Below are 18,629 nucleotides of genomic sequence, written 5' to 3' on the forward strand. Positions count from 1 at the left end.
GTCAGCGTAGAAGCCTGGCAGCGAGTGTTCGGAGATCATACGGCCCATAAGAGTCATATGTTTCCAGCCCTGGCCCTGGACCCACACCATGTTGCCATCATCGGTCACGTTCATCCCCATGGCATACCCCGCCTTTTCATAAGACTTGGAGTCATGGGTTTTTTTGGCGTCCATATACCAGCGGACATCACCGGCGGTATCCAGAATATAGAAGCCTGGTACACCATCCCATGAAAACGCACCATGAGCCTCAGGAGTGTTATGGGTCAGTTGCGCTACCTTGCCGTCAGCCCCGGTCCAGTTGATGAAATACAGGCGGTCTTCAAAACCCTTATCAACTTTTTTAACGTTAATAACAGGGTGCTTAGCCCACTGATTGGCACCAAACACATTGACCACATCCGGCGTTAACATGCTGTAGGTATGAGACTTGGTCTTACCACCCTCTTTAAAGGTGACAGTGAATTCGTTCATATGGTCTGGGTACAGACCAAAAATAGGCACACCGCCCTCATCCTTGATACGGTTGTCAGCGACTTCATAATCCAGCTTGGCACCGCCTTTTTTGGGCTTGATGCTGACTTTAACATCGCTGATTTCTTGACTGGCAGACTTTAGGGTCACTACCGCAGTGAGAGGAGCGTTGTCATACGGGTCATGAATAATATAACCCAAGGGTTGGTTAGGAAGATTTTTCGGTTTCATGCCTTCCAAAGAGGCACTGGCATGCCCGGCCAATAAAACGGTAGAGACAGTAGTTGCAATCAATAACTTTTTAAACATCAACAATTCCTTCTGATTATATTTAGGAGGTATAAACAAACGCATTTACAATATATAAAGAAAACCAGCTATATAATCATGACGCAGTGGCTATATCATGATGTCAAGCAAACCTAAAATGCATAGCTTGCACTTAGAGTAAGATATTCACCGTCTTTACCATAACCAGCGAAATTGTGTCGGCTCGTACCGCTAATGCCGACATTGAAGTTTTTGGTAATAGCAGCTTTCATACCCAGCTGTATGTCATAGGCGTAATCATCTACAGAAAAAGACTCTTTAACATACTCATCATCATAGTTTCCATTATACGTAGCTTTCAACTCCGCTATTAAAGGAATGCCAACCATGAATACGCGTCTAATATCAATACCAGCTGACCAACCATTAAAATCACTAAATTCAGCTTTATGCCCGGTATTTTTTTCATATGGGGTAAAAGCCAGCAGATTAAAGTAGCTCACACCCAAACGCGGGCGGATAGAGAATCCAGCATAATTTAAGTCATAAGACAACCCGGCAAACATCTCATTCTCGACTATGACTCTATTAGCGACGGTAAAGTTTTGTACCCATAAATTCAATCCCTGCCCATCCTCTCCAACCAAATTATAATTAACATCGAATATAGTTCTGACTGTCGAGAATGGTTCACAACCTACTGGGTGATCTTTATTTCCATTACCACTGATAGTGTAATCATCAAGATGTAGGATAGCAGCGAAATCTCCCCAATCAGCATGAGTTAGATTTACCATTGAAGCCCAACCTCTATCGTACTTACCACCATTAGTCTCTGAAGTGGAATTACTGTGAAAATCGTAATGTACGCCGAATATCGTTTTATTTGAGACTACTTCTGCTTCTGCGCTAGCTACCCCCGTCAATCCTAATGATGACAACAACACAGCTAACGTTATCTTATTAAATTTCATCATCAACCCCATAGTATTTGTTGGCCTATATCCGTTTGGCAGGTTGATATTATTTACAATTTGAAATGATTTTAGTGAATACAGTCCACTTTAATGTGTAAAATTAATACTACTTGAAATGCGAGACTCAAAATCATACTCACAAAGAGTAATTTTACTATTGTGTTTACGCGACTGCCTCACATCCTTACAAATTATAAGGATTGCACTATCATCTAACAGATTTATTCAACCTATATCTAGTCTCACAATAGTAAGTTTTTTATTACGTCAACAATCACTAAAACACCGCTAGATAAGCCATTCGTCTCGTTTTCAACAATAATAAGCCCTGGTTGAATTAAATATTGACCTGTTGCACAAATTTCAAATACCTGATTGCAATAAACTCAAATTCGAATTCAATCAGATGGAGATATTTATGATGAAAAGGACAGTACTAGCAACTACCTTAATGTTAACAATGGGCACAGCAATCGCAGCCGGTTTCCCATCGGCACCACCGGCGGGCAATGCAATACTTGGTGCAATGCAGGTTGACCCTTATGGTCACTCGCCTTTGACTGCTCTGCTCGATCTAAATAGTAAAAGGCCTACAGATGTTCAGGTTACTGTCCATGGAAAAGGAAAGCAGGGTATTGATATTATCTATAATGTCGGTCAAGCGACTTTAAATACACATGATGGTATTCCTGTTTTCGGCTTGTATGCTGATCACGACAACAGTGTTACCGTTTCATTCACGCTGAACGGCAAGAAATACAAAGAAAACTATAGTGTTTTAACATCACCTATCACTAATAAATACCTGGACAATCGAGACAAATTTGCTATTCCAAAAGCTCAAGCGAAAATAGTCGCAAAAGGATTTGAAGACCGCCTATATTTGGTCAATACACATACCCATACGACTCAGGGTTCCGATCTGGGTTGGATGGCCGCGAAAAATAAAACTGATAATGGTTGGGGCGCTCCGCCAAGCGGAGGCTCCTTACCATTCGAAGCCGCTCCTCAAACCTATGTAGTCGACACCCAAGGAGAAATTCGTTGGTGGCTGGATCCTGACGCAGTATACGACGCGAAAGCAATTGATGTATCCAAGCGCGGCTATTTGATGGGATTCCATGACAATGGCAAGGGTGGGATCACCTTTGTGCAGGGCCAGCGCTACGGTACCTTTAATCTATTGGGGCAGTTCGACGCAAAACGCCTTCCCCGAGGCTACATTGATGCATCTCATGAACATAATCTAATGCCAAACGGTCACTCATTAATCCGGGCTGCAAAAGCAAACTATATCAATCAGGAAGGCGACAAAGTTCACACAGTTCGCGACCATATTTTGCAGATCGATGAAAAAGGCAACCTGATAGACGTTTGGAATCTTGGTGAAATTCTTGACCCCTACAGAGATTCCTTGCTCAAAGCCCTGGATATTGGTGCGGTTTGCGTAAACGTTGACCTGGAATCTCAGGGGCAAACAGCAACAATCGACAAGAACGAGCCATATGGTGATATTCCAGGTGTAGTGTCGGGCCGCAACTGGGCACACGTCAACTCTATCGAATACGATCCGAAAGATGATTCTATCATCCTGTCTTTCCGCCATCAGGGGGTCGCCAAAGTGACCCGCGATAAGAAAGTGAAATGGATTCTCGCTCCATCAGAAGGTTGGAACAGCGAACTATCCCATAAGCTACTTAAGCCGGTAGATTCAAAAGGTAAGCCTATAAAGTGCACGGAAAAAGGAGTATGCGAAGGCAACTTTGACTTTACTTACACCCAACATACTGCATGGCTGAATGATAAAAATGGCAGGCTAACTGTCTTAGATAATGGAGATGGCCGCGGTTACGAGCAGCCTGCACTGCCTACTGACAAATATACTCGCTATGTTGAATACAAAATCGATGAAAACAAAATGACCGTAGAACAAACCTGGGAATACGGCAAAGAGCGAGGTTATGAATGGTTCTCTCCGATCACGTCCAACGTAGAGTATCGTACAGACCGTGACACAATGTTTGGCTTTGGAGGCTCTACAAGTCTTTATGAACGTGGCAAGCCAACAATTGGCCGTATCAATGAAATTGACTACCAATCTAAACAAGTAAAGGTAGAAATTGATGTATTATCGACCAAACCAAACAGTACCCACTACCGTTCAATCATTGTAGAACCCAATAGTTTGTTCGGGTTTTAAATAACGATACTAAGGTTATGTAATTTATATTATTCAAATCTGATCTATGTCCAAAAAAATTCACTAGGTCAGATTTGAATCAACTTGTGCAACCGTTAAATTACCAATTTCAAATATAACTTAATGATAAGGACGACTTGAGGAATACATCACGGTCGCGTTGTTGCCTAAATCAGCGGAACCTTTTTAGTACTCCATGATCTTGCAGTAATATTACCTTCCCTCATTGCTATCTTCAGTCAACGCCATTCCCAAGAGGCACCATAATGGTCTGGATTTTCTACTCATATTTGGTCTGCACTGTTTATTACTTACCCGACCAAATGCCATCCCCCTGGAATGAGAGCCTGTTCTTTCCAATCAACACCGGTCTGCAATTATTACAGTTCAAAGCTCAGATAAATACATCCACTAGTTCATGTGACGAATCGCTCAAATAATTCGCCCTCCCAAAATCAACAGCAATGCAAAAGTGGTCATATATTAGCCTGTTTGCTTCTATCCCTCAACCAAACATTATCCTCTCACCCCGTATCCATTTTATCACGTGGATACTAGTCAATACATCAAACTAACTCATTTTCTGTTCGATACATCTATTTTTAAAAGAATTCATACAGTTCCACTTTTAAACTTTAGTCGCCATCACCATTTATATTATGATTTCAAATATTCAATTTTCATATTATTAATATCTTCAACTCTCACAATTCACCTCTACAAAACCACATGAAAACAAAATAGATAGCATATTGTAAGCTAAATTTAGGATATTATTATGTATAATAATAAGGACGGAATTCACAATTTTTACAAATGCAAATGGAAATAAAAATTTTATGACTGCATGATAATTAAAAATAAATGGAGGTTGCATATGACGAGAAGAACAATTAGTCGGGAAGAACGTAATCGCATTATAATAGAAAATGCTAAAAGCCTTATCAGGAACCAAGGTATTGTATCATTCAAGTTTTCAGATTTAGGGAGAATTTCAAACTGCTCAAATAGCACTGTTTATGACCTGTTTAACTGCAAAGAGGACGTGATAGTGACTATCTTCAACAATAATTTATCTCGTATGTATGACTTCAACTGTGCCTTAATGAAGTATCAGAAAGCATCACCTAAACAGAAATTGTATACTATACAATTACAAGAATTATTTAGCATAAGCTCCACACATAATGCCGATTCAATTTGTAATTTCTTTGGTGTCAGTCAATTCGTATCTGACCATGCGGATCCTTACCTCACTTCAGAAACTTTCAGGCTATTAAAAAGGCTGCGTAGTCAGAGGGAAAGCATTCTTAGAGAGGCCATCATCTCAGGTGACTTGCAGATGACAGAAGAAGATATTGAGAGTAGTGATTTTGAACTGCTGTCTATGTTGAGTTATCGAGGAATGGTGGCACTCTGCATGAATAAGTTCAGCAATGAGTTATCTCTGGATATTACCGAGGAAAAGATGCACAAGATAACTTCTAATAATATCGAAATGTTACCTTGGATAAGTAATGAAGTACCCAGTTTAGAACTGATTAAGGAAATATTTGAAGATCTTAATTGTGGACCTATAGAATCTTAAAATGAAAACATAGGACAACTAACACAAATGCTAGTTGTCCTATGTTTTTCAAATTAATGATAAATAGATAGTGTTAACTAACTCAACTACACTCACTACATTTACTTCTTTTTTGTCGCCATCAACTTTGGTCAAAGAAACATCTGGCTCAATATCGAATTGTTCAGCATCTTCTCTTGAAATATATTGTGGGACATCCAAATGATAAATATCTCCTGATTCTACATCAAAGCTGACGAATGCAGGTTTTGAACGATACCATGAGACTGAATCAGAATATTCATCACCGAATATTTCGGCATACCTGATCTGAATTATATTTTTACCAGGTCTCAGTTGAACAGCATCAACCTTATCTGCTCTTACACCATTAACAGCCAATATTTCAATGTCATCGCTATACGTTAAAGTTCCGGCGTGAGCATAAGAACTAAGAAGTACCACCAACCCTGCTATTAATTTTCTCATGAAAGTATACCTCACCATTATTGTAATTTAGGAAGAACAACATCCTTGTCGTATCTTCCCATTGGAAAGATAGGGAGCAATAATACCTTTCCAGTTTGTGCATCTCTGCCTGCACGGATATAAAAGTACCATCCTTAGCAATTTTTACAGTGATACCACTCAAGCAATACTGGTAGTAAAGAGTTTATTTAAAAGTAGCGTTTGTATTGGAGTAGTGGGCTCTTACACTAACAACATGTATGCCTGCATCCGGGATTTGACATGATTAATGAAAGGTTTGTGAAGGTTCAAAAAAAATCCCTATCTAAAATCTTGATAGGGATTTGTGTACGTCATTCATATCTTGTCTGGCAGGAACAAATCGCCAATCTTTCACCTCACCTTGTCTTTCAACCCGATATTATCCATCCAGCTGTCGAAATCGACCATGTTGGCGGGCAGGATCACCCGGTTGGAGTCTTTGGACAAGCCATCGAGTTGCTTGAGGTACTGCTCGGCGAGCTGCATCCGCAGGGCGTTTTGTCCGCCTGGGGCGGAGATCACTTCGGCCAGGGCTTCGATAGACTCAGAAGTGGCCTTGGCGATCGCTAAAATCTCCTCGGCGCGGCCTTCGGCTTCGTTGATGCGCTTTTGCATCTCACCTTCGGAGAGGTTGATCATCTCCGCCTTGATACCTTCTGAGCGGTTGATTTTACTTTGCTTGTCACCTTCACTTTTGGCCAGCAGGGCGCGGCGTTCACGCTCGGCATTGACCTGCATTTCCATGGCGTTTTTCACGGTTTCCGGCGGCGTGATGTTTTTGATCTCATATCTGTGTACCCGAATGCCCCAGGTAGCACCGGCGTGATCCAGTACCTCCACCACCTTGGCGCTGATGATGTCGCGCTCTTCAAAAGTGCGATCCAGCTCCAGGGTGCCAATCACCGAGCGGGTGGTGGTTTGTGCCAATTGAATGGCGGCATAGCGGTAGTCGGTCACGCCATAGCTGGCCTTGACCGGGTCGACCACAGAGATATAAATCACCCCGTCTACTTCCACGTTGACTTCATCGCTGGAGAAACACTCCTGCGGCGGCACATCTATGGTTTCCTCTTTGAGATCATGTACGTAAGCGACTTTATCGACGAAGGGCACCAGCGCATGAAAGCCCGCATCCAGGGTACTGTGATATTTACCCAAACGCTCCACCACATAGGCAGACTTGGTTGGAACCAGGCGGATGGACTGCAGCAACTTGATGACAAACACTGCGAAGATCAATCCCCAGATCGCCATCACAATCAGATCTTTATCCACTCCTGCAATCATTGCTGACCTCCTTTTGCTGCTCTGGTGACTTCACCCATTCCGGCAAAAAATCCTTCCAGTTTTGCCAGCTCAGCCGGCACCACAGACACATCAGCCTTTTCCAGCACTTTGCCGAGCTGATCGATAAACTGCTCTTTAAGCTGCATATTCATGGCATCCGTACCGCCTTTGGCCGCCAGCGCCTGCGCTACCATGGCCATGCCCTGAGCCTGCGCCCGGGCAACAATGGCAATCTCCTGGGCAGTCCCCTTGGCTTCGTTGATGCGCTTCTGCTTCTGGCCTTCGGAGATATTGATGGCCTCCTGCCGCTCCCCTTCGGAAAGGTTAATCATGGCTGCCTTCTCCGCGCTGGCCAGGGTGATCTCGGCACGCTTGCGACGCTCGGCTTCCATCTGCTTTTCCAGCGTGTGGATCACGTGATGAGAAGGCGTAATGTTCTTGATTTCATAGCGCAGCACCTTGATGCCCCATGGATCCGACGCTTTATCGATTTCCCGTACTATGGATTCGTTGAGTTTTTCCCGCTCAGAGAAGGTTTCACTCAGGGTCAGCTTACCTATCTCGGAGCGCATGGTGGTCTGCGCCAGATTCACCGCGGCCATGCGATAGTCCTCAATACCATAGCTGGCCAGCTGGCCGTCCATCACCTTGAGGTACACCAGTCCATCCACGGCCAATTGAGTATTGTCTTTGGAGATACAGCTTTGCGGCGGCACATCCAGTACCTCTTCGCGGGTGTCGTGGCGGTAAGCCACCCGATCAACGAAGGGAATGAGGAAGTGGAAACCCGGCTGCAAGGTAGCGCGAAACTTCCCCAGCCGCTCCACTACCGCGACTTCGCGCATGGGCACAATCAGCAGCAGTTTGTAGATCAGAAACAGCACAACCAGCAGTGCCAGTGTCAGTTCAAACATAGTTAGCTTCCTTCTTATTTTGCCGACCACTAAAAGCAGAGATCAGTATTCCTCCGGCTTCAGTGGCTCCACCACCAAAGCAATGTTTTCACGACAAATCACTTTTACCGGCGTACCGGGATGGATCTCGCTGCCATCCCCCAGCGCCGGCCATTCGGTTCCCTGAAACTCCACCCGTCCCTGTTGCTGCCCCGGGCCTATGGTTTGTTTTACCAGCGCGGGCTTTTCAAACAGGTCGAGTTCTTCATCGGTATTGTCCACATGGACATCACCGCCGATCAGCTTTTGTGTCAGGCTGCGAAACGCCAGCATCAGGATGATGGAGGAGATGAACCACAGAGTCAGACTCTGGGCCAGACCGCTGACCAGACCAATAGCCGTAGCCGCAGCCACAATCAGACAGGCCGCGCCGAGCAGCACCACTATGCCGCCGGGAATGATCAGCTCTGCCAGCATAAGGATCACGCCGGCAAGCGCCCAAACAAAGATAGGATTGGATAATGTCATAGTTCCCCCAAACCAGACCGGGCTGCTGCCCAATGAATGCGAACCAGAGAGTGAACTTAGTGCAACGTTTGTTACTGACTATCCGTTCGCCAATGGACATAATATGTCACATAAATTTCCACCCGCCTATCAAAATTTAATCAGCAGCAAATTTGTTCATCTTGTGCGAGCAAAAAACAAAAGGCGCCATTGGCGCCTTTTGCAATTAACTAAACTGACCTGTTAATTCAGAAGCTTACGTGCAGCATCTACCACAATGGAGACAGCGGTGGTTTCCGTTTGCTTCATCGCCGCCTCATCCGGGATCTCCTGCTGAGTACGGTTGACGATAACACCGGCTACACAGGCTGCGCGCCAGCCATTGGTAGCACACATAGTAAACAGGGTGGCGGACTCCATTTCATAGTTGAGTACGCCCATGGCCTGCCACTCTTTCATGGAGCCGACAAACCTGCGGGTCACACGGCCACTGACGGTATCGTAACGCTCCTGTCCGGGATAGAAGGTATCTGAAGAAGCGGTCACCCCGATATGGGGCTCAATTCCCGCGTCACGGCAGGCAGCAACCATAGCCGTGGTGCACTCAAAATTGGCGACCGCCGGAAACTCCATGGGCGCAAAGTGCAGGCTGGCACCATCAAGGCGCACAGAAGCCTGAGTCACGATCACATCACCGACTTTAACCTGAGGCTGAATCGCCCCCGTGGTGCCCACCCGCAGGAAAGTAGTAATGCCCAGTTGCGCCAGTTCCTCTACGGCAATGGATGTCGAAGGACCGCCAATACCGGTTGAACAAATCACTACAGGCTTACCATCCAGATATCCCAGATAACTGGTGTACTCTCTGTGACTGGCCAAAAAGGTAGGGTTATCCATCAATTGCGCAATACGCTCAACCCGCTTGGGATCGCCCGGAACGATTGCCAATGTGGCGCCATCCAGCATGGCCCTGGTTAATCCGAGATGAAAAACGTCAGACATAATACTTGCCTCTGTGAAAACACTCAGTGTCCTGACTCTAGCGATTTCAGCATCGCCTAATTGTTATTCAGGTCACATTTTGTGGGATGGAATTAACCCGCAGCCTATCAGACTCAACCGCAGCGGCACAGGCCTTTGGCGCTGTTTAGCGCAAATAGCAGGCTAATACGACATAACACTCGCCACACTTTCACCGAGTATTTTGATCATGATCACGTAAATCAACAGGATGGAGGCGTAGGGTAAGAGACAAGAAAGCATTGCAACAATTGTTAAGGGGAAGAACAATGTTTCCAGAATACCGCGGTCTGATCACCGAACTGAAGAATAAAGACCATCACTTTCAGCACCTGTTCGACAAGCACAATGAACTCGATGAGAAAATAACTGAACTGGAAAAGCATCCTGCCGAATTTACTGAAGAATTACATACCATGAAGCAGGAAAAACTGGCACTGAAGGACGAGTTATTCCAAATTCTGCAGAAATACGACAAATAAGCGTTTCCGCAAACCCAAACGACATACGCAAAGGGCACCATCAGGTGCCCTTTTTTCATTATGGCTGCAGCGCACTGGTCAACGCTTCGGCGGAATCAAAGTACTGAATATCTGTGACTTTCAAGCCATCCAGCTTAATCAGTGCAGCCTTATCCTTCTCAGACGGCAGCGCCGCCGTCGCTTCACCTTCGCGATCCAGTGCGATGGCAAATGGCAGTTGCTGCAACTGTGGGATAGCCACGAATTTGGCAATCAGTCCAGGCATACGGCTGATATCGGCCACATACACCAGATCGCCGGGGATCTTATCGCCCATGGCTTCCAGACTGGCCTGAATGATCTCACCGCCCTTCATATCGCGGCTGAACAGCAAAATGGCCGTATCGGCATTGACCTGGCGCATCTGCTCATGTTGATCAGCAAGTTCAATGGCTGTGACGCTCTGTCCCTGAGTCAGGGTCGCAGCATTGGCCGCCATGGCACACATCATTCCCATGGCCAACAGTAATTTCTTCATCAATTCCGCCTCCCGGGCGTAGGTTATATTTGTCTGTCCCAGACCACTTTATTGCGGTTGGCTGAAGCCAAGCTTATCCAAAACCCCCGACAGGCTCATCTGCATTACCCGGTAAACGGATCTGACTCACATTTCATGCCGTTACCGACCAGATCAATCAACAGAGTTGCGGGTGCACTTACCTCAAATTATGGGTAGAGTGTGTCGGCAACTTGCGGTGTAAAAAGGATGAAATTATGGACCAGGCAGGACTGGATAAGGAATTGGCACAACTGCAACAGGTTTACCAGATGGTGACCGAATTTTTGGTGAACTACAGCTTTCAGATGGTCGGCGCCGCCATCATTTTTGTACTGGGTCTCTGGGTCGCCGCCAAAGCCGGCAACCTGGTCAAAAAGAAATTCGAAACCCACAGGATAGACCAAACCCTGGGCAACTTTGTCTCCAATCTGGTCAGGGTACTGATTATCATCATGGCCGGGATCATTGCTCTGGGTAAACTGGGGATCAGCATCACCCCCATGGTCGCCGCCATCGGTGCTGCCTCTCTGGGGGCCGGTCTGGCCATTCAAGGCATGTTGTCCAACTACGCCGCTGGCGTCACCATCATAGTCACCCGCCCGTTTGTAATCGGCAATACCATTGAAATCAAAGGGGTATCAGGTGTTGTTGAAGACATTCATCTGGGCTTTACCGAACTGACCAACGAAGAAGGTGAGCGCATTACCATTCCCAACAAACACATAGTGGGCGAGATCCTGCATAACTCTCAGGCCTGCAAGTTGGTAGATACCCGCTTTACCATTAGCTATGGCACTGATGTCGAAACTCTTGTGGCACTTTTGCACGATCTGTTGCAAAACAGTCCGCAGGTAGCCAGAGAGCGAGGTGTTCAGGTGGGGATCAATGACTTTACGCCCATGGGCATGGAGATAGGGGTGCGCTACTTTGTGGCCACCACCCGTTATCACCAGGATAAATTTGAAACCAATATGGCGCTGCTCAAACAGCTGAAGCAGTCCGGCGTCGAGATGGCCTGTCCGCTGCGGGAAATTCATGTGGCTCCCGGGGCAAACCTGTGATCCCCTGGTCCGGCAAGAGTATCTGACGGCTAAGCAAACGGGAATACAAGCAGCTTCAGCACTGGATCACCAGCGACAGCCCTTCAGGCTGTCGCGGTAAATCACTTGCTGTAGATCATATCCAGATGAGGAATACCATCCTCCAGGTATTCCTCAGAGGCCCGGGCAAATCCCAATCCGGCGTAAAACCCCTGCAGGTAAGATTGGGCACCGATTTGAATGCCGGCATCCGGCCATAAGGCTTGAGTGTGGGTGATGGCTTTGATCATCAACTCCTGCGCCAATCCTTTGCCACGGGCGGGCATGGCGACCAATACCCGGCCAATGCTGGCCTGAGGATAGCTCAGCCCAGGCGGTAACAGGCGCACATAGGCCAGCACCTGCCCGGCGTCATCCTCGCACCATAAATGTCTGACCTGAGGCTGTTTATCCTTGTTATCCAGCTCGCTGTAGGCACACTCCTGCTCGGTAACAAACACATCCACCCTGGCTTTGAGGATGTTGTAAAGCTCATCCAGTGTCAGGTCATTAAAAGCTTTAAACTGCCAAATCATTAGGTTACTTCCAAAATTCAGGCCGGGATCAGCGCCACCCCGGTAATGTAAGGATGCAGGAAAATGACCACCAGCATGATCACCAGACTGATCACCAGCCCACGGATTTCACGCAACCAGGAGCCCACTTCCGGCTTGACCCAGGCACCATCGCGGCGGTTGATCAGCAGGATCTGCACCACAGCCCATAATCCCAACCCACCGAACAACACCAGCGAACGGCTTTCACCGTTGGACAGCAGATGAGCAATTGCCCACACCACCACAGACAGCAGCATAGGGTGACGGATAATTCGCTTGATGCGGGTAGGATACATGGACGCACCAAACAGGATAAAAGCAACCAGCATCAGCCCCATAGTGGCATGACGCATGCCCATGCCGCTGGCATACAGATACTCCACCGGCGCATGCCGCCAGCCGTACACAATCAATCCCAGCGACACCAGAATGGCAAGGGTAAACATGCCCTTGTACAAACCGGTACTATTTGCCATTTGTGCCTGACGCCAGGAAGGTGCCAATGAGGGAATAAAATGGGTAAAAGACCACAGCAACACCCCAAGGACCAAATAGATCATCTTGTTTTCCTTAATCGTTATGATTCGCCCGCCAAACCGGCGGGCGATATTTTTACAGGTAGGTTTGCAGGAACTTCAGGTACGCTTCCGAGGCCGCGATCCGGTTTACCTTCTTGGTAAAACCATGACCCTCGTCCTCAAACAACACATACTCAACCGGCACTCCATTCTGGCGTACTTTTTCAACTAATTCATCACTTTCTACCTGCAGCACTCTGGGGTCGTTGGCCCCCTGGATCACCATCAGAGGCTGGCTGATATTGCTGGCATGAAACAGGGGCGAAATCGCCCGGTGGCGCTCGCCATCGGTGGCCGGATCGCCCATTTCATCGTACAGGGCTTTTTTGAAGGATTCCCACCAGGGAGGAATTGACGTCAGGGTGCGAACCCAGTTGGTCACGCCAAAAATATCTATGCCTACCTTGAAGGTGCCCGGTTCAAACGCCAGCGCTGCCGCCGTCATATAGCCACCGTAACTGCCACCCATGATGCCGATCCGTTCATCGTCCACCCAGTCCAGCCCCTGCAGATATCGCTTACCCCACACCATGTCCTGCAGATCGCCCTCGCCATGCTGCTTGTCATCGAGATGGAAGAAGGTTTTGCCATAGCCTGAACTGCCACGGTTGTTGATGGCAAAAATGCCATAGCCCTGATTGACCAGATGTTGAATGGTGGGGTTATAGCCGCTGCGGCTCTGGCCGCCCGGGCCGCCGTGTACCCAGATCATCACAGGCGCGGGCTCATCCTTGCTGGCCCCTTTGGGCTGGTACAGCAACCCGGGGATCTCAAGCCCATCGAAACTGGCGAAACGCACCACCTCGCCCGGCACCAGATTGTCACTGCTCATGGCGGGATTCAGCGCTTCAGTCAGCTTGCGCGCAGCGCTCTCTCCCAGTGTCCATACGTACAGATTGGAGGGCGAGGTGTCGGAATTGAGATAGAAAGCCACCTGAGTCTCATCGTCGGAGAAATTCACCCCACGGATATCTCCGGCTGGCAGCGGTGGCAAGGCCAGCGGCTTGCCGGTGCTGGTATCCACAATCGATACTTTGCTGGAGGCATCGGCATTAACCCCGGAAACCCGATAACGGCCGGAGTCGGAAAAGGCAATAAACGTCACATCCCAGTCATCGCTGAGCACAGGTGAATGGCTGCCGGTAGCAATGTCGTACTGCCAAATCTGGTTGAACTCACCTTTGGCATCGGTGCCGTAATACAGGCTTTTGCCATCTACGGAAAAGCCTTCCGGGCCGTAGTTGGCAGGCTCAGTATGGGCCGAAATCAGCTCTGGCTCAGCCCGCTTGCGCAGATCCAGCAAATACACATCGCTGTCGCGGTTGGTATGGGTCTTCCCCAACGCCACCAAGTGACCTCTGGGGCCGACATCGCCGATATCAAATCCCCTATCATTGGTGAACACCCGCTGACGTGAATAGTCTTTGCTGTCGTAACGGTAGAGATCCATAAACCTGGGATCGCGCTCGTTGGTCGTCACAAAGAAGGCGCTGCCATCCCGGGTAAATCCCTGAAAGCCTGCACGGGTTTCCTCACCCGGGGTTAAGTCCCGGATGCTGCCATCAAGCTCCCTCACATACAGGTGATAACGCTCATTGCCACCACTGTCTTTGGTAAACAGCACGCGATTGTCATGGGGAAACCAGCCCACCGGATAACTGGTGTCGGTGGAATCGGTTAAGCGGGTCTTTTGCCCACTGGCCACATCCAGGCTGTAAACATTGTAAATACCGCTCTCATCTGAACCGAGCAGGATCAACCGGCCTTCATGGGAAAAGTCTGACCCAAGGTAACTGGTGGTTTCATAAAACGTTCTGGCATCATAGCCGGGAGGTTGCGTGGTAACCGGCGATGCAGCTGATGAATGCTGCGGCTGACTGGCGCAGCCTCCCAATAACGTGGCCAACACCAATACCGACAGTCCGGCAGCGACTGACTTGCTCATCTTTGATCCCTCAATGAATTTTTCCATCCCCAGTGTTCTTTGCCACGGTATGAAAAACAAGCATTAGTCCACAAAATTTGTAAACAAATTCAATGTGCCTGTTGAGCTATGGCTCATCGCCTGGCATGTATCAACGACAGCAAACTAAGTTAATGAATTTATTTCATTTTATAAGCGCTTTTGAGCTTGATGTGGATCAACACCGTGTAACCGCCGTGTACTACACTTAGCCGGCGAACTCCCGCCTTTTTGTCCTTTCGAAAAGTCACAACAATAAGAATCCATCATGACAATTAAGCCACTGAGCCTGCTGATCGCCGGATGCCTGCTGGGCAGCCCTGCGATGGCGGCTGATGTAAAAGACGAACTGTTTATCAACAAATTTGAACAGGCTAACTACAGCCAAATCGGCGCAGCCCAGTGCCGTGAATGCCACAAAGACGCCATGCAGGGCTTTTTAAGCTCTATCCATGGCAACAAAACTCTGGCAGGCTCTCCCGCCGCCGGCATTGAATGTGAAGCCTGCCATGGACCTTTGGGACAGCACGCGGATGAGCCACAGGCCAACCCTATGCTCAGACCCGGCCCGATGACTCAGGCCAATGCCAGTGCCAAACTGCAGAATCAGCTGTGCCTGCGCTGTCATGGCGATCAGTTCCCGCTGGAAACTACCCCCTGCGCCGCCTGTCACACCGGCCTGCACACGGACAACGCCATTCCTGACACCCAGAAACAAACCCTGGCTTGCCTGGAATGTCATCCCCAGCTGCAAAAGCAGGTACGGATGAAGTTCACCCATGGTCTGGTGGATGACCATGGCAACAATATCCAGCAGGGCTGTTCAACCTACTGCCATGCCGCCCATGGCAGTAAATGGGAGCCGGCCTATCAGACGCCGGCACTCAACGCCCCCTGTTTTGAATGTCATATCGACAAACAGGGACCCTTCAAAACCGAGCATACGGGATTCAAGGGCAACTGCAGCCACTGCCATGACCCGCACGGTACTGAAGATGAGCATTTGCTGCGCCCGAACATTGGCGAAATCTGCGCACAATGCCACGGTGAGCAGGCCGTACTGGAACAGGCCACCTCGGCACAGGTCCACGGTCACAACTGATCTTCCGCCCAAAAACACAAAAGGCCACATGATGTGGCCTTTGCTTGATACTGATGGATCACAGTCCTGTAAAATTGTAATGGGTATCTTCCCCGGCAACCACGGTCAGATTGCCGCTGGCCGCAAACATCTTGAATGGGGCATCAACATCATCCGCATTGTTGTCAGCGTCCGGATCATCATTCTGCGCCAGACAGGTATATCCCACAGTGTAAGTGCCGGCAGCCACAAAACCGAATTCATAGTCATAGCTGGTTGGCGTGCTGTCATCCTGCACCACCCGGGCAGAGGCCAGAGGTAATTGCTGCCCCAACTCCACGGCGCCACTGCGGAAGTCACTCATGCTGTCCAGACCTGTGTTCTGCGGATACAGATATACAGCCGGGCTGAACACTGAACCACCGGCATCGGCTTCGCACTGAGCCATAAATTCAGCGGTTACATCACCGTCAATGGAGCCTACCTCAACGGTATTTACCAGTTGAACTCCGGTGGGCTTGAGAGTGTAGTAATCCTTATTTCCATGTGGCGACTGCAGCACTTTGGCCAGATCAAACTCCACAACGAAGTTATTGTCCCCGGCAGCAATGGTAAATGCTTTATTGAAGAACAGACGACCGGTGCCGGGCTCATCGGCAGTAACACCCGCACAGCTCCCCTGACTGTTGGTATCCAGTCCCAAACCATTGCCATTTGCATCGATAACAAAAGAACTGGCAGCGTCATACTGCTCGCGGTTTTCCATGAAGATGCACATCTGGTATTCGCCAAATGGCAGCTCCTTGCCGTTTACCAGTGGCGCAATATCGCCCCCCTGATAGTTAAGCAGGTTGACCTGAAGCGCGCCGCCCTGATTACTGGCAACTTCGTAGTTGTAGGTTTCACCATTCTGGCCTTTCAAAACCACCTGCTTGAAGGCAATGGTAACGTTCTGAACTGACGCAGGACTATCTGACACGCCCAGACTGAAACGGCCTGATGTTTCTACCTGTGTATCGTTACTGCTGCCACCACAGCCAACCAACGTGACACTGGCAACCGCCAGCGCCGCAAAAGTCAATTTAGCGTTCATCTATTTCCCCACCCACTTTGTATAAACACAGCAGCTGATGATAATCCATGACACAGATGAACACAGCCTTAACAAAGATCACCCCTGGCCGTTCTGCCGACAGTGACCGGTTTAACGATATTGCCTCACAGGCGGCTCAGGAGCAGCAATCCCGCTTGGGCGCCCTGAATGGCAACATCTGCCACAGTACCCGGCCCATCAGGAAGGCCAGCAACAGCCCGGAAGCAGCAACCACCCAATCCGGCAACAGTTCATAGTGTTCACCAATTTGCGGCTTCACGATAAAACCAAAGGTTGCTACCAGATAATTCACCAGCACACCTGACACCAGCGCCACCCCCAGCACCCCACCGAGATAGCCATATAGTGCGCGTTTGCCAAGTTCTCTGGATACCACCCCCAGCGTCGCGATATTGGTGGCTGGGCCAGCCATCATAAACACCAGCACGGCGCCGGGAGATACACCAGCCAACAACAAGCCCGCCGCAATCGGTGTCGATGCCGTGGCGCAGATATACATGGGCACAGAGATCACCACCATCACCAGCATCGCCAGAATGCCATCGCCCCATTTAGCCAGAAAGTCACCCGGCACATAGGTTTGCACCAGCGCCGCAAAGAACAGTCCGATCAACAGCCAGACTGTGGTGTCTTTCACCAAATCGGTAGCGGCATAATGCAGCCCCCTGAAGATTCGGTAAGACACTGAGGTCCCCTGCAACAGGGTGGCGGTATCTTCAGTGCTGCTGCAACAGGCCCCCTGCTCATGGTTATGTTGTTGAGGACGATGACCCAACTGGCCATGACTGTGATGCTCCCCGTGATCGTCATGAGAATGCAGATCCGATGTCGCTGATTGACAGCAGGATGCAATCTGCGACTTTGTATCTGACTGTGCATTTGCGCTGCTTTTAGATGAGCAGCAACTTCCGCTGGCTGGCTCAACCGTGGCAACAGGGGCAACCAAAACTGATGACGAACTGCAGCAGGAGGTCACCGGCTTCATCACCAGCGCCGACTCAGGTTGGCTGCAACAGCTGCTCTGCGCTGTTAACCGGGGCTCACCGCCTGAATGAGATGAACAACAGGACGATAACTCGCTGCTGGCCTGTGTTGGAGAAGGTGACGATGTCTGCATCTGCGCCGGTTTGCCATCGTCATCATCCCGACCCACCAGCAATCCCGCAACCACAGCACTGATCACAGCAGCAATCGGGCGGACTATCGCCATAAAAGGCCCAAGCAGCACATAAGAAACACTGACCGAATCAATGCCTGTTTCCGGCGTGGACACCATAAACGACGTGGTCGCCGCCTTGGAAGCCCCGGCGCGGCGCAGCCCCACCGCCGCAGGAATCACACCACAGGAACACAGGGGCAGCGGCGCTCCGAACAGGGCCGCCTTGATGGTGGTCTTCAAACCATGACCACCTAGCTGCCTGTGCATCCAGGTCATGGGCACAAACACCTTTAGCAAACCAGCCAATACCAACCCGAGTAACAACCAGGGAGCAGACTCCAGAAACAGCTTTAAAAAATTCTCAAATAACATA

At 48.9% G+C, this 18,629-nt stretch carries 18 protein-coding genes; 5 read left to right on the forward strand and 13 right to left on the reverse strand.

The features are described 5' to 3' along the window. A partial coding sequence (locus ACRRUX_RS18770; RefSeq protein ID WP_432533336.1) for an aryl-sulfate sulfotransferase occupies positions 1-783 on the reverse strand: 783 nt, incomplete at its 3' end. Positions 784-896: 113 nt separating this feature from the next. Continuing rightward, on the reverse strand, positions 897-1,721 hold the full coding sequence (locus tag ACRRUX_RS18775) for a hypothetical protein (RefSeq protein WP_432533339.1): 825 nt from the start codon (positions 1,719-1,721) through the stop codon (positions 897-899). A gap of 418 nt (positions 1,722-2,139) precedes the next feature. Between ACRRUX_RS18775 and ACRRUX_RS18780 the strand changes: the two genes are divergently transcribed. Both ACRRUX_RS18780 and ACRRUX_RS18785 read left to right on the forward strand, forming a co-directional pair. Beyond that, positions 2,140-3,921 (forward strand): aryl-sulfate sulfotransferase, encoded by a 1,782-nt coding sequence (locus ACRRUX_RS18780; protein ID WP_432533342.1) that lies wholly within the window; start codon positions 2,140-2,142, stop codon positions 3,919-3,921. A gap of 877 nt (positions 3,922-4,798) precedes the next feature. Further along, complete coding sequence (locus ACRRUX_RS18785) at positions 4,799-5,509, forward strand: hypothetical protein (RefSeq protein WP_432533345.1); 711 nt, start codon at positions 4,799-4,801, stop codon at positions 5,507-5,509. 48 nt (positions 5,510-5,557) lie between these two features. Here ACRRUX_RS18785 and ACRRUX_RS18790 read toward each other — a convergent pair whose 3' ends face one another. The 5 genes from ACRRUX_RS18790 to udp form a co-directional block, all read right to left on the reverse strand. Next, a complete protein-coding gene (locus ACRRUX_RS18790; protein ID WP_432533348.1) occupies positions 5,558-5,977 on the reverse strand; it encodes a DUF2057 family protein in 420 nt (139 codons plus the stop codon). Positions 5,978-6,349: 372 nt separating this feature from the next. After that, positions 6,350-7,285, reverse strand: a complete 936-nt coding sequence (locus ACRRUX_RS18795; protein WP_432533351.1) for an SPFH domain-containing protein — start codon at positions 7,283-7,285, stop codon at positions 6,350-6,352. Then, positions 7,282-8,199 carry an SPFH domain-containing protein gene (locus ACRRUX_RS18800; protein WP_432533354.1) on the reverse strand — a complete coding sequence of 306 codons (918 nt, stop codon included), beginning with the start codon at positions 8,197-8,199 and terminating at the stop codon, positions 7,282-7,284. The genes ACRRUX_RS18795 and ACRRUX_RS18800 overlap by 4 nt, the downstream gene beginning before the upstream one ends. Before the next feature lie 42 nt (positions 8,200-8,241). Further along, positions 8,242-8,706, reverse strand: coding sequence for an NfeD family protein (locus tag ACRRUX_RS18805; protein WP_432533357.1), 465 nt, complete (start codon positions 8,704-8,706; stop codon positions 8,242-8,244). A gap of 222 nt (positions 8,707-8,928) precedes the next feature. Beyond that, a complete protein-coding gene (gene udp / locus ACRRUX_RS18810) occupies positions 8,929-9,687 on the reverse strand; it encodes a uridine phosphorylase (protein WP_432533360.1) in 759 nt (252 codons plus the stop codon). Positions 9,688-9,974: 287 nt separating this feature from the next. On the opposite strand from udp, the gene ACRRUX_RS18815 reads away from it, so the two are divergent. Continuing rightward, positions 9,975-10,187, forward strand: coding sequence for a YdcH family protein (locus ACRRUX_RS18815; RefSeq protein WP_432533363.1), 213 nt, complete (start codon positions 9,975-9,977; stop codon positions 10,185-10,187). 58 nt (positions 10,188-10,245) lie between these two features. Here ACRRUX_RS18815 and ACRRUX_RS18820 read toward each other — a convergent pair whose 3' ends face one another. Further along, positions 10,246-10,704: a hypothetical protein gene (locus ACRRUX_RS18820; RefSeq protein WP_432533366.1), complete on the reverse strand. Its 459-nt coding sequence runs from the start codon at positions 10,702-10,704 to the stop codon at positions 10,246-10,248. A 236-nt stretch (positions 10,705-10,940) separates the two neighbouring features. Between ACRRUX_RS18820 and ACRRUX_RS18825 the strand changes: the two genes are divergently transcribed. Continuing rightward, positions 10,941-11,786 (forward strand): mechanosensitive ion channel family protein, encoded by an 846-nt coding sequence (locus tag ACRRUX_RS18825; RefSeq protein WP_432533369.1) that lies wholly within the window; start codon positions 10,941-10,943, stop codon positions 11,784-11,786. A 101-nt stretch (positions 11,787-11,887) separates the two neighbouring features. Here ACRRUX_RS18825 and ACRRUX_RS18830 read toward each other — a convergent pair whose 3' ends face one another. From ACRRUX_RS18830 to ACRRUX_RS18840, 3 genes are read right to left on the reverse strand one after another with little or no spacing between them, the layout of a single operon-like run. Further along, positions 11,888-12,340 carry a GNAT family N-acetyltransferase gene (locus tag ACRRUX_RS18830; RefSeq protein ID WP_432533372.1) on the reverse strand — a complete coding sequence of 151 codons (453 nt, stop codon included), beginning with the start codon at positions 12,338-12,340 and terminating at the stop codon, positions 11,888-11,890. 17 nt (positions 12,341-12,357) lie between these two features. Then, positions 12,358-12,921, reverse strand: a complete 564-nt coding sequence (locus ACRRUX_RS18835; protein WP_432533375.1) for an NnrU family protein — start codon at positions 12,919-12,921, stop codon at positions 12,358-12,360. Positions 12,922-12,973: 52 nt separating this feature from the next. Beyond that, on the reverse strand, positions 12,974-14,884 hold the full coding sequence (locus ACRRUX_RS18840; protein ID WP_432533378.1) for a prolyl oligopeptidase family serine peptidase: 1,911 nt from the start codon (positions 14,882-14,884) through the stop codon (positions 12,974-12,976). Between the two features lie 286 nt (positions 14,885-15,170). Between ACRRUX_RS18840 and ACRRUX_RS18845 the strand changes: the two genes are divergently transcribed. Next, positions 15,171-16,004, forward strand: a complete 834-nt coding sequence (locus ACRRUX_RS18845) for a cytochrome c3 family protein (RefSeq protein WP_432533381.1) — start codon at positions 15,171-15,173, stop codon at positions 16,002-16,004. 58 nt (positions 16,005-16,062) lie between these two features. On the opposite strand, the gene ACRRUX_RS18850 is transcribed toward ACRRUX_RS18845, so the two are convergent. Further along, positions 16,063-17,076: a DUF4382 domain-containing protein gene (locus ACRRUX_RS18850; RefSeq protein ID WP_432533384.1), complete on the reverse strand. Its 1,014-nt coding sequence runs from the start codon at positions 17,074-17,076 to the stop codon at positions 16,063-16,065. A 136-nt stretch (positions 17,077-17,212) separates the two neighbouring features. Further along, positions 17,213-18,628, reverse strand: a complete 1,416-nt coding sequence (locus ACRRUX_RS18855; protein WP_432533387.1) for an SO_0444 family Cu/Zn efflux transporter — start codon at positions 18,626-18,628, stop codon at positions 17,213-17,215. Position 18,629 lies beyond the last annotated feature (1 nt).

The sequence above is a fragment of the Shewanella sp. GXUN23E genome (assembly GCF_050865035.1).
In the GTDB taxonomy this organism is placed as follows: domain Bacteria; phylum Pseudomonadota; class Gammaproteobacteria; order Enterobacterales; family Shewanellaceae; genus Shewanella.

What these genes read in the sequence shown, in the direction of transcription:
- ACRRUX_RS18835 (WP_432533375.1), bottom strand. Translation starts at nt 12,921, where the DNA reads ATGATCTATTTGGTCCTTGGGGTGTTGCTGTGGTCTTTTACCCATTTT.
- ACRRUX_RS18850 (WP_432533384.1), bottom strand. Translation starts at nt 17,076, where the DNA reads ATGAACGCTAAATTGACTTTTGCGGCGCTGGCGGTTGCCAGTGTCACG.
- ACRRUX_RS18805 (WP_432533357.1), bottom strand. Translation starts at nt 8,706, where the DNA reads ATGACATTATCCAATCCTATCTTTGTTTGGGCGCTTGCCGGCGTGATC.
- ACRRUX_RS18815 (WP_432533363.1), top strand. Translation starts at nt 9,975, where the DNA reads ATGTTTCCAGAATACCGCGGTCTGATCACCGAACTGAAGAATAAAGAC.
- ACRRUX_RS18790 (WP_432533348.1), bottom strand. Translation starts at nt 5,977, where the DNA reads ATGAGAAAATTAATAGCAGGGTTGGTGGTACTTCTTAGTTCTTATGCT.
- udp (WP_432533360.1), bottom strand. Translation starts at nt 9,687, where the DNA reads ATGTCTGACGTTTTTCATCTCGGATTAACCAGGGCCATGCTGGATGGC.
- ACRRUX_RS18825 (WP_432533369.1), top strand. Translation starts at nt 10,941, where the DNA reads ATGGACCAGGCAGGACTGGATAAGGAATTGGCACAACTGCAACAGGTT.
- ACRRUX_RS18845 (WP_432533381.1), top strand. Translation starts at nt 15,171, where the DNA reads ATGACAATTAAGCCACTGAGCCTGCTGATCGCCGGATGCCTGCTGGGC.
- ACRRUX_RS18840 (WP_432533378.1), bottom strand. Translation starts at nt 14,884, where the DNA reads ATGAGCAAGTCAGTCGCTGCCGGACTGTCGGTATTGGTGTTGGCCACG.
- ACRRUX_RS18800 (WP_432533354.1), bottom strand. Translation starts at nt 8,199, where the DNA reads ATGTTTGAACTGACACTGGCACTGCTGGTTGTGCTGTTTCTGATCTAC.
- ACRRUX_RS18795 (WP_432533351.1), bottom strand. Translation starts at nt 7,285, where the DNA reads ATGATTGCAGGAGTGGATAAAGATCTGATTGTGATGGCGATCTGGGGA.
- ACRRUX_RS18830 (WP_432533372.1), bottom strand. Translation starts at nt 12,340, where the DNA reads ATGATTTGGCAGTTTAAAGCTTTTAATGACCTGACACTGGATGAGCTT.
- ACRRUX_RS18785 (WP_432533345.1), top strand. Translation starts at nt 4,799, where the DNA reads ATGACGAGAAGAACAATTAGTCGGGAAGAACGTAATCGCATTATAATA.
- ACRRUX_RS18855 (WP_432533387.1), bottom strand. Translation starts at nt 18,628, where the DNA reads ATGTTATTTGAGAATTTTTTAAAGCTGTTTCTGGAGTCTGCTCCCTGG.
- ACRRUX_RS18775 (WP_432533339.1), bottom strand. Translation starts at nt 1,721, where the DNA reads ATGATGAAATTTAATAAGATAACGTTAGCTGTGTTGTTGTCATCATTA.
- ACRRUX_RS18820 (WP_432533366.1), bottom strand. Translation starts at nt 10,704, where the DNA reads ATGAAGAAATTACTGTTGGCCATGGGAATGATGTGTGCCATGGCGGCC.
- ACRRUX_RS18780 (WP_432533342.1), top strand. Translation starts at nt 2,140, where the DNA reads ATGATGAAAAGGACAGTACTAGCAACTACCTTAATGTTAACAATGGGC.